13 protein-coding genes are annotated in these 15,507 nt (G+C 43.3%); 9 read left to right on the top strand and 4 right to left on the bottom strand.

Going from position 1 to position 15,507, the window contains the following annotated elements:
* Positions 1-64: 64 nt before the first annotated feature.
* Both priA and ACHOLT_RS08275 read right to left on the bottom strand, forming a co-directional pair.
* Positions 65-2,371, bottom strand: a complete 2,307-nt coding sequence (gene priA / locus ACHOLT_RS08280; protein ID WP_425807187.1) for a replication restart helicase PriA — start codon at positions 2,369-2,371, stop codon at positions 65-67.
* Positions 2,372-2,524: 153 nt separating this feature from the next.
* Positions 2,525-2,845 (bottom strand): heavy metal-binding domain-containing protein, encoded by a 321-nt coding sequence (locus ACHOLT_RS08275; RefSeq protein WP_425807184.1) that lies wholly within the window; start codon positions 2,843-2,845, stop codon positions 2,525-2,527.
* A gap of 308 nt (positions 2,846-3,153) precedes the next feature.
* Here ACHOLT_RS08275 and ACHOLT_RS08270 point away from each other — a divergent pair, with 308 nt between their 5' ends.
* The 9 genes from ACHOLT_RS08270 (at position 3,154) to ACHOLT_RS08230 (ending at position 13,421) form a co-directional block, all read left to right on the top strand.
* Positions 3,154-4,386 carry a solute carrier family 23 protein gene (locus tag ACHOLT_RS08270; RefSeq protein WP_425807182.1) on the top strand — a complete coding sequence of 411 codons (1,233 nt, stop codon included), beginning with the start codon at positions 3,154-3,156 and terminating at the stop codon, positions 4,384-4,386.
* A 196-nt stretch (positions 4,387-4,582) separates the two neighbouring features.
* Positions 4,583-5,266 carry a redox-sensing transcriptional repressor Rex gene (locus tag ACHOLT_RS08265; protein WP_425807180.1) on the top strand — a complete coding sequence of 228 codons (684 nt, stop codon included), beginning with the start codon at positions 4,583-4,585 and terminating at the stop codon, positions 5,264-5,266.
* On the top strand, positions 5,263-6,195 hold the full coding sequence (locus tag ACHOLT_RS08260; protein ID WP_425807178.1) for a LysR family transcriptional regulator: 933 nt from the start codon (positions 5,263-5,265) through the stop codon (positions 6,193-6,195). The genes ACHOLT_RS08265 and ACHOLT_RS08260 overlap by 4 nt, the downstream gene beginning before the upstream one ends.
* Before the next feature lie 220 nt (positions 6,196-6,415).
* Positions 6,416-7,591 carry an iron-containing alcohol dehydrogenase gene (locus ACHOLT_RS08255; protein ID WP_425807177.1) on the top strand — a complete coding sequence of 392 codons (1,176 nt, stop codon included), beginning with the start codon at positions 6,416-6,418 and terminating at the stop codon, positions 7,589-7,591.
* A 76-nt stretch (positions 7,592-7,667) separates the two neighbouring features.
* Entirely contained in the window at positions 7,668-8,507 is an 840-nt protein-coding gene (locus ACHOLT_RS08250; protein WP_425807175.1) for a sulfide/dihydroorotate dehydrogenase-like FAD/NAD-binding protein, read from the top strand.
* Positions 8,508-8,510: 3 nt separating this feature from the next.
* Positions 8,511-9,905, top strand: a complete 1,395-nt coding sequence (gene gltA / locus ACHOLT_RS08245) for an NADPH-dependent glutamate synthase (protein WP_425807174.1) — start codon at positions 8,511-8,513, stop codon at positions 9,903-9,905.
* Positions 9,906-9,921: 16 nt separating this feature from the next.
* On the top strand, positions 9,922-10,629 hold the full coding sequence (locus ACHOLT_RS08240; protein WP_425807173.1) for a redox-sensing transcriptional repressor Rex: 708 nt from the start codon (positions 9,922-9,924) through the stop codon (positions 10,627-10,629).
* Positions 10,580-12,256, top strand: a complete 1,677-nt coding sequence (locus ACHOLT_RS08235) for a [Fe-Fe] hydrogenase large subunit C-terminal domain-containing protein (RefSeq protein WP_425807172.1) — start codon at positions 10,580-10,582, stop codon at positions 12,254-12,256. Before ACHOLT_RS08240 ends, ACHOLT_RS08235 begins: the two co-directional genes overlap by 50 nt.
* The gene (locus ACHOLT_RS08230) at positions 12,249-13,421 is read left to right on the top strand and encodes a SpoIIE family protein phosphatase (RefSeq protein WP_425807171.1); all 1,173 of its coding nucleotides are present in this window, start codon (positions 12,249-12,251) and stop codon (positions 13,419-13,421) included. Before ACHOLT_RS08235 ends, ACHOLT_RS08230 begins: the two co-directional genes overlap by 8 nt.
* A gap of 1 nt (position 13,422) precedes the next feature.
* On the opposite strand, the gene ACHOLT_RS08225 is transcribed toward ACHOLT_RS08230, so the two are convergent.
* Positions 13,423-14,784, bottom strand: a complete 1,362-nt coding sequence (locus ACHOLT_RS08225) for an MATE family efflux transporter (RefSeq protein ID WP_425807170.1) — start codon at positions 14,782-14,784, stop codon at positions 13,423-13,425.
* Between the two features lie 23 nt (positions 14,785-14,807).
* On the bottom strand, positions 14,808-15,257 hold the full coding sequence (locus ACHOLT_RS08220; protein WP_425807169.1) for a MarR family winged helix-turn-helix transcriptional regulator: 450 nt from the start codon (positions 15,255-15,257) through the stop codon (positions 14,808-14,810).
* Positions 15,258-15,507 lie beyond the last annotated feature (250 nt).

Genomic DNA, 15,507 nt, shown 5'->3' with positions numbered 1-15,507 from the left:
TGGTTGTCGTCCCCTTTCTTTTACTACTACTATTATAATCTGTTTTTTCTTGAATAAAACTCTTCTATCCCACGCTTAGAGGATCAACTTCAATGTTAAGCTGAACGCCCTGACTTGAAGAGTCAAGTGCATATTTCTGTACCCCCTGGTGCAAAAAGGCTCTTAACTTATCAAGACGTTTTCCTTTAACAACAAGCTGCCAGCGAAATTTATCTTTAATACGCGACAGCACTGCAGGCGCCGGACCCAGTATGGTTACCTTATCGTTTGCTTCTTCACTCTTATCGATTCCTATTTGCAGGTATCCAGCCAAACTTTGTGCCGCACGAATAACGCGCTCTTCTTTTTCATGAAGCAATAAAACTCGAATAACATGGGTATAAGGAGGATAAAGTCTTTCCTTGCGATATTTGATCTCTTCCCAGAAAAAGCGAGGGTAATCATGGTGAGACGCCAGTACAATAGACCGATCCTCAGGGGTATACGTTTGAATGATCACTTCTCCAGGTTTATCACTTCGCCCCGCCCGCCCCGCGACTTGAGTAAGAAGTTGAAAGGCTCGTTCCCGCGCACGAAAATCCGGCATATTCAGCAATTGATCAGCCGCAATAACCCCAACTAACGTCACATTGGGGAAATCCAAGCCTTTAGCCATCATTTGGGTTCCCACTAAAATATCCGCCTCCTGTTTTCTAAAGACGCTGAGGATTTGTTGATAGCCTTCCTGACTGCGTGTGGTATCCCAGTCCAGGCGCAAAATCTTAGCTTTGGGAAATAGCCCTTGGAGTTCTTCTTCAACACGCTGAGTTCCCTGACCAAAAAAGCGAATATAGCGACTGCCGCATTCCGGGCATGAATGGGGCGGAACCTCTTCATGATTACAGTAGTGGCAGCGCATAACCTGCCCCTGACTATGGTATGTTAAAGCAACATCACACGAAGGACAGCGGACAACATAACCGCATTCCCGGCAATTGACGAAGGTAGAATACCCGCGCCGGTTTAAAAAGAGCATGCTCTGTTCTTTCTGTTCCAGACGCAGACGCAATCGGCTCTGTAGAGCCATGGAAAACATGCTCCGATTGCCTTTCATCATCTCTTCACGCATATCCACAATTTCTACAGGCGGAAGAGGCCGATGGGCCACACGATGTTCCATTTTCGTAAACCCTATTTTACCTGATTGTGCCGCTGCATACGTTTCTAAAGACGGAGTTGCACTGCCTAAGAGGACAATTCCCTGAAATTGTTCCATCCGACGTCGAGCCACATCACGAGCATGGTATTTGGGATTCTCATCCTGCTTATAGGCTCCTTCATGCTCTTCATCTAATATAATAAGCTTTAAATTAGGCAAAGGTGCGAAAACCGCTGATCGTGCACCAATGACAAGCTTAATTTTCCCATCCAAAATGTCCTGCCAGGCTTTCGCCTTTGCACTGGATTTGAGGCTTGAATGTAAGAGAATCATATGTTCTCCAAATTCTTGCTGAAAAAAATAGGACATCTGGGAAGTTAAAGAAATCTCCGGGACGAGTAGAATAGCGGTATTCCCCTGATCAATCACCTCTGTAATCACTTTATGATAGACTTCGGTCTTACCGCTTCCCGTTACCCCATGTAAAAGGATGGTTTTATGAACCTTATTCGCTAAGGCCTTCTTGATTTCCTGACAGACCTTAACTTGTTCTTCAGTTAACGGAGGTCTTTGTCTACCGTGTTCATCAACAATAGATTTGTTTAAGTATTCTTTACTTGAAGAGAACTCCGTATTATCCATTTGTTTCGAAGAACTTAATTTCCTTCCGGACGGAACTCCGGAAGTAAACCTGGACTCTATTCTCAGCCAGCCTTGCTTCGTTAAATCCTCTACTTTTTCTAAAGTGAAACCGGACCGTTTCAGGAAAAGCTTTAAGGGCAAAGATTTTTGCCGGGCGCGGAAAAGCGCTGCAAATCCTTGATAGATCTCAGGATCCAACAGCTTAATCGTCTGCACGTCTTCATCTTCTTTTGAAGCGATTGGAACGACCCAATCTTCAACCTTTCCCTTCATCAGCGGCCAGACGGTATGTAAGCTCTGCGCAATCGGTGAAATCGTCGTTTCCGCCATCCATAAGGCTAAATCCAACAGATCTTCGGGAATTACCGTTGCATCTTCAACAACGCTTAAAAGATTTTTTACGTTATGTCCCTTCAAGTTCTCCGGCAAAACCTCTGTTATCCTTAAAACAATCCCTTGTACTTGCCGGTAATGCAAGAGAACTAACACTCGCATTCCTGCTTTAACATTTAACGTAGCGGGAATCTGATAATAAAACAATTGATCGAGGCGGCGATTCGCTACATCCACAAGAACCTCTGCATATTGCAAATAATCGCCTCCTTTAATCATTTAACTTAAGATTATATTTTATCATAAGTTTGTTTAAAAAGTGAGAAAAAATATAGCCGGACACGGGTTCAGGCAGCTTCACTCCCTTTCCCATTCCGGCTTTTCCACAAGAATTTTTATTTTTATTTTACTTTAACCCACAGTTACGGCTGTTCCCGATACACTGACCATTAACATACTTCCATTTTGCCCGATCACTTCATAATCCAAATCGATTCCAACAATCGCATTGGCTCCTAAGCGCAGAGCCCTTTGCTGAATTTCCTGCATTGCAACCTCTCGGGCATCCTGAAGTTTTTCTTCATACGCCCCGGATCGTCCGCCAATAATGTCCGTGATACTTGCAAATAAATCACGCACAATATTTGCTCCCATAATGGCTTCCCCTGCGACAACTCCGTGATACGTCAAAATTTGTTTTCCTTCGATACTCGGCGTCGTTGTTAAAATCATCGTATGAGCCTCTCTTTCCCTTAAAGTATAGGCTTTATTAAGCTGTAAGTTTATTTATGTTCGACTTAATCCAATATTACTTTATCATAAAACAAATTGCAGTACTAATTTTTGCTAAAATAACAAAAAAGTCTTGTACAATTCTTAATAACTATGCTATGCTCTATTTAAAGATTTTCACCGTTGCCTTTAAATTAGTCCCGTGAGACTAAGAAGGGAATGCGGACCATGAATATTTTGATCATGGACACCTCTTTCTTGCTCGCGGGCAGGGAAGAGGTTTTTAGTTTATTAAAGGAGGTTATCCAATGATCAAAGAAGTACAAATCAATGAAAAGCTCCCCCTTGCCCAAACAATCCCTCTTGGGTTACAACATGTATTTGCAATGTTTGGAGCAACTGTCCTTGTACCTTTTTTAACCGGTCTCAGCCCAGCTGTAGCACTTCTTTCTTCCGGTCTTGGAACCGTCGTATTTTTACTTCTCACCAAAAGTAAGATCCCTGCTTATCTTGGTTCCTCTTTCGCCTATATTGCTGCTTTGACGTACTTTGTAAAAGACCAGCACAATTTGGCCGCGGCCATGGGCGGTGCCTTAACCATTGGTATTATCTACATCATTATGTTTTTACTCATGTCTGCTTTCGGAACAGACTGGATTCATAAAGTTGTTCCCCCGGTTGTCGCCGGACCGGTTGTTGCCATCATCGGCTTAAGCCTGACTCCAACTGCAGTAGGCATGGCCGCCGCAAATTGGTATATTGCAGCCTTTACTTTAGCCGCAGCACTTCTTCTTTCAGTATATGCGAAAGGATTCCTGAAAATCATTCCAATTCTTGCCGCTATTATCGCCGGATATATTGTTGCCGCTATCTTCGGAATTGTTGACTTCAGCAAAGTAGCCGCCTCATTCCAGCAATTATTTGTTTTTCCGGTGGATTTGGCCAACTGGCAATTTCCCAGCCTGAATAAAGAAGCAATTCTTATGATGGCTCCCCTCGCTATGGTGACGATTATTGAAGACCTTGGACATATGATCGTGCTCGGAAATATCACTCATTCTGATCCCGTTTCTGACCCTGGCTTCCATCGCGTACTTGCCGGTAATGGTTTGGCAACAGTCGTAGCCAGCTTTTTAGGGGGGCCTCCGGTAACCACTTACGGAGAAAACATTGGGGTTCTTGCTGTGACTCGTGTTTACAGCACCTTTAACCTTTGGGTTGCAGCAATCATTGCTATTGTTCTTAGCTGCTTCAATCCTCTTCAAGCCTTAATCATGTCGATTCCAACCGCTGTCATGGGCGGCGTAACCATTCTTCTCTTTGGTATGATCGGCGCGGCAGGACTGCGGACTCTCATCGAATCTAAAGTTGACCTCTCGGAAACCAAGAATCTAATCATTGTCTCCGTCATCTTCGCGCTTGGAATCGGTATCTCCAATCACGGCGTTGCCTGGGCAACTGCTGTCGGAATTATCTTAAACCTCATTTTAGGCAAAGCGAAAAACGAAGAAGACATGGAATCTTCCAATAAAGCCGCTTAGTTCACCAATTCAAGATAACAAGATAATAACTAAGCAACAAAAGGCAGCCTGTAGTTTTGATACAGACTGCCTTTTTACTGTAATCAAAATCAAATTTCACTACCAATATCAATACCTGCTTAAGAATAGCTTTGACAATTAGCAAAGCAATCCGTATAATTTTATCAGTATGAATTTACTGATTGGGGTTTCGAGGATGAAAGAAGAACAGGGATTTTACTCATTTTCAAAACAGACACTAAAAAGACTTCCCTATTATTATAATTACCTTAAAGCACTTCAAAATGACGGGGTTCAAAATATCTCGGCACCCGTAATTGCCAAAAGCTTGAACTTAAATGAGGTTCAGGTTCGTAAAGATCTTGCCACAGTCAGTGAAAGCGGCGGAAAACCAAAAACAGGCTTTAAAATCGAAGAATTGATAAAATGTATAGAGCACTGTCTTGGTTATGATAACATCAACGATGCGATCCTAATTGGCTCCGGAAAGCTTGGCATGGCGCTTTTATCTTATACTGAATTTGAAAATTACGGTATCAGAATTGTTGCTGCATTTGACAGCGATAACCATATTATCGGTACTGAAATCGATGGAAAACCAGTTTTTTCGATGGAAAAGCTCCCCGATCTGTGCCGACGACTCAATGTTCATATCGGCATCATTACGGTTCCCTCGCAAAATGCTCAGAGCGTCTGCGATATGCTTGTCAAAAACGGGATCCTTGCCATATGGAATTTTGCACCTGTCCATTTGGTGGTGCCGGATCACATTCTGGTACAAAACGAAAATATGGCGGTTTCACTTGCACTGTTATCAAAACACTTGCAAGAACGCCTAGCCAATAATAAAACAACGCCCAGAACGGAGGATATTCCATGAATATTCTGCATTTGAAATATGCTGTTGAAGTCGAAAAAACAGGGTCAATTACCCAGGCCGCCGAAAGATTGTTCATGAGCCAGCCAAATCTGAGCAAGGCCATTCGAGAGCTTGAAACAACTCTGGGAATAAGTCTTTTTAAGCGCAGTTCAAAAGGTATTGTTACCACTCAAAAAGGCAAAGAATTTTTAACCTACGCTAAAAATATTCTGGCTCAGATCGAAGAAATGGAAGAGTTATATCAGCCTGACAGGCAAAATATACAACGGTTTAGTATATCTGTTCCAAGAGGCAGCTATATTGCGCATGCGTTTACCTGTTTCGTCAATAAGCTGGATCCCGCAAAGTCTATTGATATTAATTTCAGTGAAACGAATTCAATGGAAACCATTAACAAAGTCATGGAAGGTGAATGCAATCTAGGAATTATCCGATATCAGACCGCACATGAAAAATACTTTTTCAGCGTTCTTGATGATAAAGGGATGGTGCATAAGCCTGTTTTAGAATACACGTATCTTGCACTTATGTCCAAATCACATCCTCTGGCTGCAAAACCCATTCTGGATTACTACGAATTGAACAAATATATCGAAATTATGCATGGCGATTTAACAGTTCCGTTTTTACCCGTATCTGAAATCAAGAAAACAGAGCAATCCGAACACAGTAAAAACCGAATTTATGTCTATGAGCGAGGAAGCCAATTTGACTTGCTTCGCAAGGTGATAAAAACCTATATGTGGGTCTCCCCCATGCCCAAAGAACTTCTTGAGTGTTATGGTCTTGTCCAAAAAAAGTGTGATGCATCCAATCATAAATACAAAGATCTGCTCATTTTTCCTGCGGATTATCGGTTAAGTACACTGGACAAAGCATTTATCACGGAATTATACCGAATAAAAAATGAAATTTCTAAAACTGAATAAATAAAGCAATAAAGGTTATGCCGATATTTCACCGGCATGACCTTTATTGCTTATATACCATTTAATCGATAAATATATATCAATAATAATATATCGATATATATATACTGATATTCATTTTTTACATTTCTCATCTGGGCCAAGCCTTATTAAAATATGGTTAGTGAAAAAAATAACAAACTTAAATTTAAAAATTGGCTAAGCATTGGAGGAATCAGACATGGCAAGATTTACGTTACCCCGGGATTTGTATTACGGCAAAGGTTCTTTAGAAGTTCTGAAAACTTTAAACGGAAAAAAGGCAATGGTCGTGGTCGGAGGCGGTTCCATGAAGCGTTTCGGTTTTTTGGGCAAAACCGTTTCCTATTTGGAGCAAGCCGGCATGAAGGTTCAGTTATTTGAAAATGTGGAACCGGATCCTTCCGTTGAGACGGTCATGCGCGGTGCCAAAGCTATGCGTGCTTTTGAACCGGACTGGATCGTTTCCATCGGCGGCGGATCGCCTATCGACGCTGCAAAAGCGATGTGGACTTTCTACGAATACCCTGAGACCTCTTTCGAAGATTTAATCACACCTTTTAGTTTCCCGGAACTCCGGCAAAAAGCGAAGTTCCTCGCAATTCCTTCAACTTCGGGCACTGCCACTGAAGTAACCGCGTTTTCGGTGATCACCGATTACAAAACAGGAATTAAATACCCGCTGGCCGACTACAACATTACACCCGATATCGCTGTAATTGATCCAGAGCTTGCGGAAACGATGCCCCCAAAACTGACCGCGCATACCGGAATGGATGCTCTGACACACGCCATCGAAGCCTTTGTGTCAACCCTTAACTCACCTTTTACCGATCCTCTGGCCTTAAAAGCAATCCAAATGGTGTTTGATTATCTGCCCGACTCCTATACCGGCGACATGAAAGCCAGAGAGCAAATGCATTACGCTCAGTGCCTTGCGGGAATGGCATTTACAAACGCGCTTTTAGGCATTGTCCATTCCATGGCGCATAAAACGGGGGCGGCGTTTTCCACCGGACATATTCCCCACGGGTGTGCAAATGCGATTTATCTCCCCTATGTTATAAAATTCAATGCAAAGAATGCCGGGGACCGTTATGCCGATATCGCCAAGTTTGCTGGACTGAAAGGCGCAGATGACGCAGAGCTTATTCAAAAACTGTGTAACAAAATTGATGAATATAACCGCAAGTTGGGTATCCCTAAAACACTGAAAGAGTTTGGTATTGACGAAGCAGAGTTTAAGGATAAGGTTTCGAAAATCGCCGGGCTGGCAGTCGGAGATGCCTGCACCGGCTCTAATCCAAGGCCAATTACATCTGAAGAGATGGAAAAACTTCTGACGTGTTGTTATTACGGAACCGAAGTCGATTTTTAAAGCAACTGACGGGGCTGTCCAGTGACTGATTGCCATGAAACAGCCCCGCCTTTTTTTTCAGGAAAGGGTGAAATGTATGTATACCATTCTCGAAAAACTGGAATTAAATCCAACGGTTCATAAGATGGTTGTAAACGCCCCTGAGATTGCCAAAAAAGCAGAGCCAGGACAGTTTGTCATTTTAAGAGTCGACGATAAAGGAGAACGTATCCCTTTGACCATATCCGATTACGACCGAGTAAATGGTACTATTACTATTATTTTTCAGATTGTAGGAGCGACCACAAAAGCGCTCAGCATGCTCAAAGAAGGCGACAGTCTGCATGATTTTGTCGGCCCCCTTGGCACGTCTTCCTCGATCGATGGCTTAAAGAAAGTCGCTGTCGTGGGCGGCGGAGTCGGCTGCGCTATTGCTTACCCTATCGCAAAAAAGCTGCATATGCAAGGTGCAGCAGTCGATACTGTTATCGGTTTTCGCAATAGAGATCTTGTGATTCTTGAGAAGGAATTTTTAAGCGTCAGCGACAGACTGATTATCGTAACGGATGACGGAAGCTATGGCGAAAAAGGTCTTGTAACGGATGCGCTGAAGAAATTTATTGAGGATGAAGAATATGACGAGGTGATCGCCATAGGGCCTCTCATCATGATGAAATTCGTCTGCAGACTGACAAAGGAGTACGGCATTAAAACCATCGTCAGCATGAACCCGATTATGATCGACGGAACGGGGATGTGCGGCGGGTGCCGCCTTACAGTAGGCGGGCAGACAAAATTCGCCTGTGTTGAGGGCCCAGATTTTGACGGTCATCTGGTTGACTTTGACGAGGCAATGCGGCGATCCGCCACGTACCGTGACTTTGAACGGCATTCTTACGAAAAAATCTGCAATCTTTTTCAAAAGGCGGTGCAGTAATCCATGTTTAATAAAGATCCCCAAAAAAATCTAATGCCTACTCAAAACCCCGAGGTCAGAAATAAAAACTTTGACGAGGTCGCTCTCGGCTACACAAAAGAGCAGGCCGTATCCGAAGCAAATCGCTGTTTAAACTGCAAAAACAAGCCCTGTGTCAGCGGCTGCCCCGTCTGTATTGATATCCCGGCATTTATTCAGAAAATACAACTCAAAGATTTCGAAAAAGCATATGAAGTTATCGCAGCCACCAGTTCACTTCCTGCAGTCTGCGGCAGAGTCTGCCCTCAGGAAACGCAATGCGAACAAAATTGCGTCAGAGGAATAAAGGGTGAACCGGTTGCGATCGGAAGGCTTGAACGTTTTGTCTCCGACTTGCATAGCCAAAATGGAGACGCGAAGGCCACTGATCGTCCGAATCAAAACGGCAAAAAAGTCGCCGTAATCGGTTCCGGACCTTCGGGACTTACCTGCGCCAGCGATCTCGCCAAGAAAGGTTACGACGTAACCGTATTCGAAGCACTTCATGTCCCGGGAGGTGTGCTGACCTATGGAATTCCGGAATTTCGTCTGCCCAAAGCGATTGTTGCAAAAGAGATAAACGGATTAAAAAATCTTGGTGTCAAAATCAAAACAAACATCGTCATTGGGAAAACCACGTCCGTCGATGAGCTGTTTGCAGACGGTTATGAGGCAGTATTCATTGGATCAGGCGCGGGGCTGCCCAGGTTTATGGGCATTCCAGGCGAAAACTTAAATGGGGTATACTCCGCAAACGAGTTTCTTACGAGAGTTAATCTGATGAAAGCCTATAAAGAGGATAGCGCTACTCCCGTTCAAAAAGGCAAAAAAGTAGCTGTGGTCGGCGGCGGGAATGTTGCCATGGACGCCGCACGGTGCGCGAAAAGGCTTGGTGCCGAAACCGTATATATCGTTTATCGGCGTTCGGAAAATGAATTGCCGGCGCGCGCCGAAGAAGTGGAGCATGCCAAAGAAGAAGGAATCCTTTTTAAGACGCTCACAAATCCTGTCGAGATATTGCCGGACGAGAACTATTTTGTTTCCGGCATGCGCTGCGTTGAAATGACGCTTGGAGAACCCGATGAATCGGGACGTAAAAAACCAGTTATCAAAGACGGCAGCGAATTTATACTTGATGTGGACTGCGTCATCATGTCAATCGGCACATCCCCAAATCCGTTGCTCAAATCAACGACAAAGGGGTTAAAAACGCAGCCCTTTGGAGGAATAGTCGCGGATGATAAAACGGGACAGACGTCCAGAGAAGGCGTATTCGCCGGAGGAGACGCCGTAACGGGAGCTGCAACTGTCATCCTTGCCATGGGCGCCGGCAAAAATTCGGCTGCTGCAATTGATGAATATCTCAAAAATCGAAAGTAATCGAGGTTAAACAGCGATGAATCAATCGATTTCGAAACAAACTTTGCAGCGTTTACCGCTTTATTTAAATTATCTTAAAACATCACCCTTAAGCCGGTCAGCCAATATTTCAGCGACAATTATCAGCGACGAACTAAGATTAAACCAGGTTCAGGTCCGAAAGGATTTAGCGGCTGTCACTTCAGGCGGCCGGCCTAAAACTGGATATGTCGTTAACGATCTGATCGCTGAAATTGAGCACTTTCTGGGATATGACAATGTCAACAGTGCGGTTATCGTGGGCTCGGGCAGGCTTGGGACGGCACTTATGTGCTATGACAGCTTTAAAGATTACGGCATTGACATCGTTGCCGCCTTCGACGTAAATGAGGATCTTATCGGCACAAGCCGCGGTGGAAAAACGATTCTAGCTGTTGATAAACTAAAAAATCTATGCACCCGAATGAATGTGCATATCGGAGTCATTGCCGTTCCAAAAGAAGCAGCGCAGAGCGTTTGCGATAAAATGATTGACAGCGGCATACGCGCGATATGTAATTTTGCACCCGTACACTTAAATGTACCGAATAACGTTTTGATTCAAAATGAAAACATGGCGGCATCTTTAGCCGTGCTATCAAAACATTTTGCGCAGAAAATGCATGAATCTTCCGCAAAAAAAGAGGGGAGCCAAAATGCCCGAATATATAAAATTCAAAAAATCAAACTGCAAAAACTGTTATAAATGCATCCGCCATTGCCCGGTGAAATCGATCCGCTTTTCTAACCATCAAGCCAATATCGTGGAAGACGAATGCATTCTTTGCGGTCATTGTTTTATGGTTTGTCCACAAAATGCGAAAGAAATTCGCAATGACATTGAAAAGGTGAAAGCACTTATCAATAGCGGGCAGCCGATTTACGCGAGCATCGCTCCATCTTTTGTGGCCAATTATGTCGGAGCCTCCATTAAGTCAATGGAAAAAGCTTTGAAAAAGCTCGGATTTTCAGGAGTCTCCGAAACCGCCCTTGGGGCAACGCTGGTAAAAAAACGCTATGAGGAGCTTATTTATGCCGGGAATCAAAGCATCATCATTTCGTCATGCTGCCCTTCTGTAAACCTTTTGATTCAAAAGTACTACCCCGAGGCACTGGCCTATTTAGCCGATGTGCTATCCCCCATGGAAGCCCATTGCGAGTGGATCAAAGCAGCGCATCCGAATGCCAAAACCGTATTTATCGGGCCATGTATTGCGAAGAAGTCAGAGGCCGAACAATACCTAGGAACCGTCGACTGTGTATTGACCTTTGAGGAACTTTCCGAGTGGCTAGAAGACGAAAAAATAACATTTGAACCCATACCGGACACATCCGCAAACAGCCGTACGCGTCTTTTCCCGACTGCCGGCGGTATTTTACGTACAATGGACTGTGACTCAGCAGACTATGAGCTTGTGAGTGTCGACGGCATCGAAAACTGCATCCGCGCCATCAAGGATATCATCAACGGCAACCTTAAAAAGTGTTTTATCGAGATGTCCGCCTGTGAAGGAAGCTGCATCGGCGGCCCGGCGATGGCCAAAAATCATCGAACGCCCGTGCGAAACTATCTTACGGTTAACCGTTATGCTGGGAAAAAGGATTTTAATATTGCTATGCTTTCCGCTGAAAAAATGAAAAAGGACATTTATTATATCGGCTTAAACAGCGATACGCCGAATGACAGTGCCATTGAGGATGTCCTCAAGAAAATGGGAAAAACAAAACCCGAGCATGAATTAAACTGTGGAAGCTGCGGTTATGATTCCTGTCGTGAAAAAGCTGCCGCCGTCCTTTTGGGGAAAGCCGACCTTACCATGTGCCTGCCCTTTTTAAAGGAAAAAGCGGAGTCCTTTTCCGATAATATCATAAACAATACACCCAATGGAGTCATTGTGCTGAATGAATCGCTCGAGATCCAGCAGCTCAACTCAATGGCTCAACAAATCTTAAACATTAAAAATGCCGGTGATGTCCTTGGCGAACATGCTGTCCGCGTAATTGATCCGTCGATATTCCTGGAAGTGCTGGAAAGCGGGGAAAATCAATATGATAAGCACCTTTATCTTGCTGAATACGAAAAATATGTCGTTCAAACTGTGCTCTACGATAAAAGCTATCATATCTTAATCGGCATAATGCGTGATATAACTGACGCGGAAAAAGAACGCGCCAAAAAGGACATGATCAATCAACGCGCCATTGAAATCACTGATAAAGTCGTTGAAAAGCAAATGCGCGTCGTTCAGGAAATCGCGTCGCTGCTTGGTGAAACTACCGCGGAAACAAAGATTGCGCTGACTAAATTAAAGGAGTCGCTTGGCGATGAATAATCTTTGTATCGATATCGGTTATCATAGCCTGAATAAATATGGCGAAGAGCTTTGCGGCGATCATATCGAGTTAGTCCGGCAGAATGATGATTCGGTGGTCATGGTGCTTGCGGACGGACTTGGAAGCGGAGTAAAAGCTAGCATCCTTTCCACTCTTACTTCAAAAATCATATCGACCATGATGGCACAATCCATGAACCTTGAGGAATGCGTTTTAACCGTCGCGGAAACACTGCCTGTTTGCGAAGTGCGAAAAGTGGCTTATTCCACCTTTACCCTTATTCGAATTATTGACAATAAAGAGGCGGAAATTATTCAGTATGACAACCCGCATGTTATTTTGCTTCGAAATGGAAAAAGCATCCCTTTGCCTGAAACAGCGATAGAAATCGAGGGGAAAACCATCTATCGATCCCGAATTCGGATCTGTGAGGATGATTCCTTTATTGCCATGAGCGATGGAGCCGTTCATGCGGGAGTGGGGAAATCGTTGAACTACAGCTGGCAGAGAAGCGACATCATTGCGTTTATGGAAAAGATTTATAACCGTGAGTTTACGGCTAAAACACTGACAACTCTTCTTCTTGACCAATGCGGCAGGCTCTACGGGGGCAAGCCGGGTGACGATACAACCGTCTGCGTCATCAAAATACGAAAGCGCAAACCGGTTAATTTACTGATCGGCCCTCCCGTTAGTACTAGCGATGATTCTAAGATGATGTCACTGTTTTTCTCAAAAGAGGGAAAACACATCGTTTGCGGAGGAACCACATCAAAACTGGCAGCTAAGTTTCTCCACAAATCGCTGAATCAGTCGCTCGACTATCTCGACCCTGAAATACCGCCGACAGCAAAAATCGAAGGCGTTGATTTAGTAACAGAGGGCGTCGTCACCATCAACAAAGTGCTTTTCTATGCGCAAAATTACCTTGAAGACAATAATTGTTATTGTGATTGGAAATATAAAAAAGACGGTGCCTCGTTGATCTCCCAGCTGCTGTTTGAGGAGGCTACAGACATCAACTTTTATGTTGGGCAAGCAGTAAACCCCGCCCACCAAAATTCCGCTCTTCCGATCGGTTTCAGCATCAAGATGCGGCTTGTCCAGGAACTATCGCAATGCTTAATGAAGATGGGCAAAAAAATCAAGGTCAGCTATTTTTAAATTACTCCAATTTATCCGTATGCAAATTCTTTTTGGACATCTTTTTCAATTCAAAGAAGAGAACGGTTCCAGTCAGCGTAACCGATAGGATATCTGCAATCGGCGCAGTTTTCCATACTCCTTCTATTCCCCAAAATCGAGGAAGAATGAAAAGCAAAGGAATAAAAAAGAGAACTTGCCTTGATAAGCTTAAGATAGTGGATTGTATAGGCTTACCCACCGCTTGAAAATAATTGGCTCCAATAACTTGGAAACCTACGATAGGCAAAAGCATAAAAAACGTCACAAGAGCATGGGCAGCTAATTGCATAAGAGCAGGATCTCCGGCGCTAAATAATCCGACAATCGAAACTGCGAACAACCGGATCACAGTGAAACCGATCAATGCAAAGAGGCTGGCAAAGAAAATCGCCTTTCTGACAGTCTCCAGAACACGAGGATAAAGCTTAGCTCCATAGTTATACCCAATAATCGGCTGAGCTCCCTGACTGATCCCAATGATCGGCATAAAGAAGAGTAAAGCTGAGCTCATAATAATTCCTACCGCGGATAATGCTAAATCTCCTCCGTAAAACTTCAACGTTTGATTTAAAATCATCTGCTGGATGCTCGTAGCAAATTGCATTCCGAACGGAGCAAAGCCAATCGCTAAAATCTTCATAATCAGTGGAAATTCAGGTTTAAAGTACTTGAATTTGAGTTTAACCGTACTTTTTCCATGGATAAAAAAGCTCAAAACCCAGAGCATGGATATCGTTTGCGCTAAAACCGTAGCCAAAGCCGAACCTTTAATTCCCAACCCGAAATGAAAAATGAAAAAGTAATTAAAAATAATATTGACTACCGCCCCAATGATTTGAGTGATCATTGAGAAACGGGGATTCCCTTGAGCCCGGATAAAGTTGTTTAAGCCTGGTGAGAGGGCCCCGGGGATTGCGCTCAACATATAGATATGCATGTAATCTCTGGCAAAGGGCAAAACCTCTTGACTCGCTCCAAGCATCTTTAATATGGGTTCCGAAAAACTATAATAGATAATGGCAATTAGGGACGGCAGAACAATTAAGAGCATCGCTGCATTCCCGGCAATTCTTTCGACCTCTTGAATTTTCCTTTCTCCAAGACGGATGGAAGCTAACGCGGTTGCCCCAACACCGATGAGCATCCCAAAGGCCATCATCAATGTCATAATCGGTTGAGCGACAGTAACTGCGGCAAGGGCAATAGCTCCAACCCCTTGCCCTACAAAAATACGATCCGTAATAATGTATAATCCCATGACTAACATTCCGATAATAGCAGGTAAAGAAAATTCCCAAAGCAAACGGCCGATATTTCCGTTTCTGATATCAAAATCTTTCATAAAAGCTCCACATCTTTCTGTAATTATTCAATGGTCTTCATAAAACCAACAACATATTTTAAACTGCTCATAAATTTTTGAAGTTTCTCAGGATCAACCTCGTGCAAAAGTCTATAAACTTTCTGAGCATACAGGCCTATTACCTCATCCGCAGCTTCTCTGCCATGAGGACTGAGAGAAACAAGAGACTTTCTGCGGTCATTGGGATCATTAGACCGATTTACAAAGTCGTTCTCAACTAACGAATCTATGAGTGTGGTAAGACTGCCTTTTTCAATATCTAACATTTTCCCGATCTCTGTCATCGTTATGTATTCATGCTTGTACAGAATAATTAATATCTTGATGTGGTTCTTTTTTAAGTATGATATACAACTAAAATCGTTTCGAGAACGGAGAGCAAATTTTTCACGAAATAATCCCATAAAATTAAGCGCTAAATCATAGATTTCTTTCGCATTATCATGATTCATGTTTATCCCCCTAAAAGCTAAAGCTCTATTTAAATTAGGTACTAAAAACGAAATATTAGAATTCTTACAGTTAGAATACGTACTATTTTACTTCTAAAGATTAATTAAATCAATCCTAAAAATTCAACTGTTTCACGGCATACTATTTATTGCTTCGGAACATTGGTCCGAGTTGAATTATCATTTATAATAGAAGCTTGCAAGTTTTACTTTTATCCGCTAGGCTATTTAAAAACAAGAAATAATATCA

The organism is Desulfitobacterium nosdiversum, from assembly GCF_049860565.1.
Taxonomy (GTDB): domain Bacteria; phylum Bacillota; class Desulfitobacteriia; order Desulfitobacteriales; family Desulfitobacteriaceae; genus Desulfitobacterium_A; species Desulfitobacterium_A nosdiversum.
Note: the sequence above shows the minus strand (reverse complement) of the source record. Positions and strands in the feature narration are given on the sequence as shown.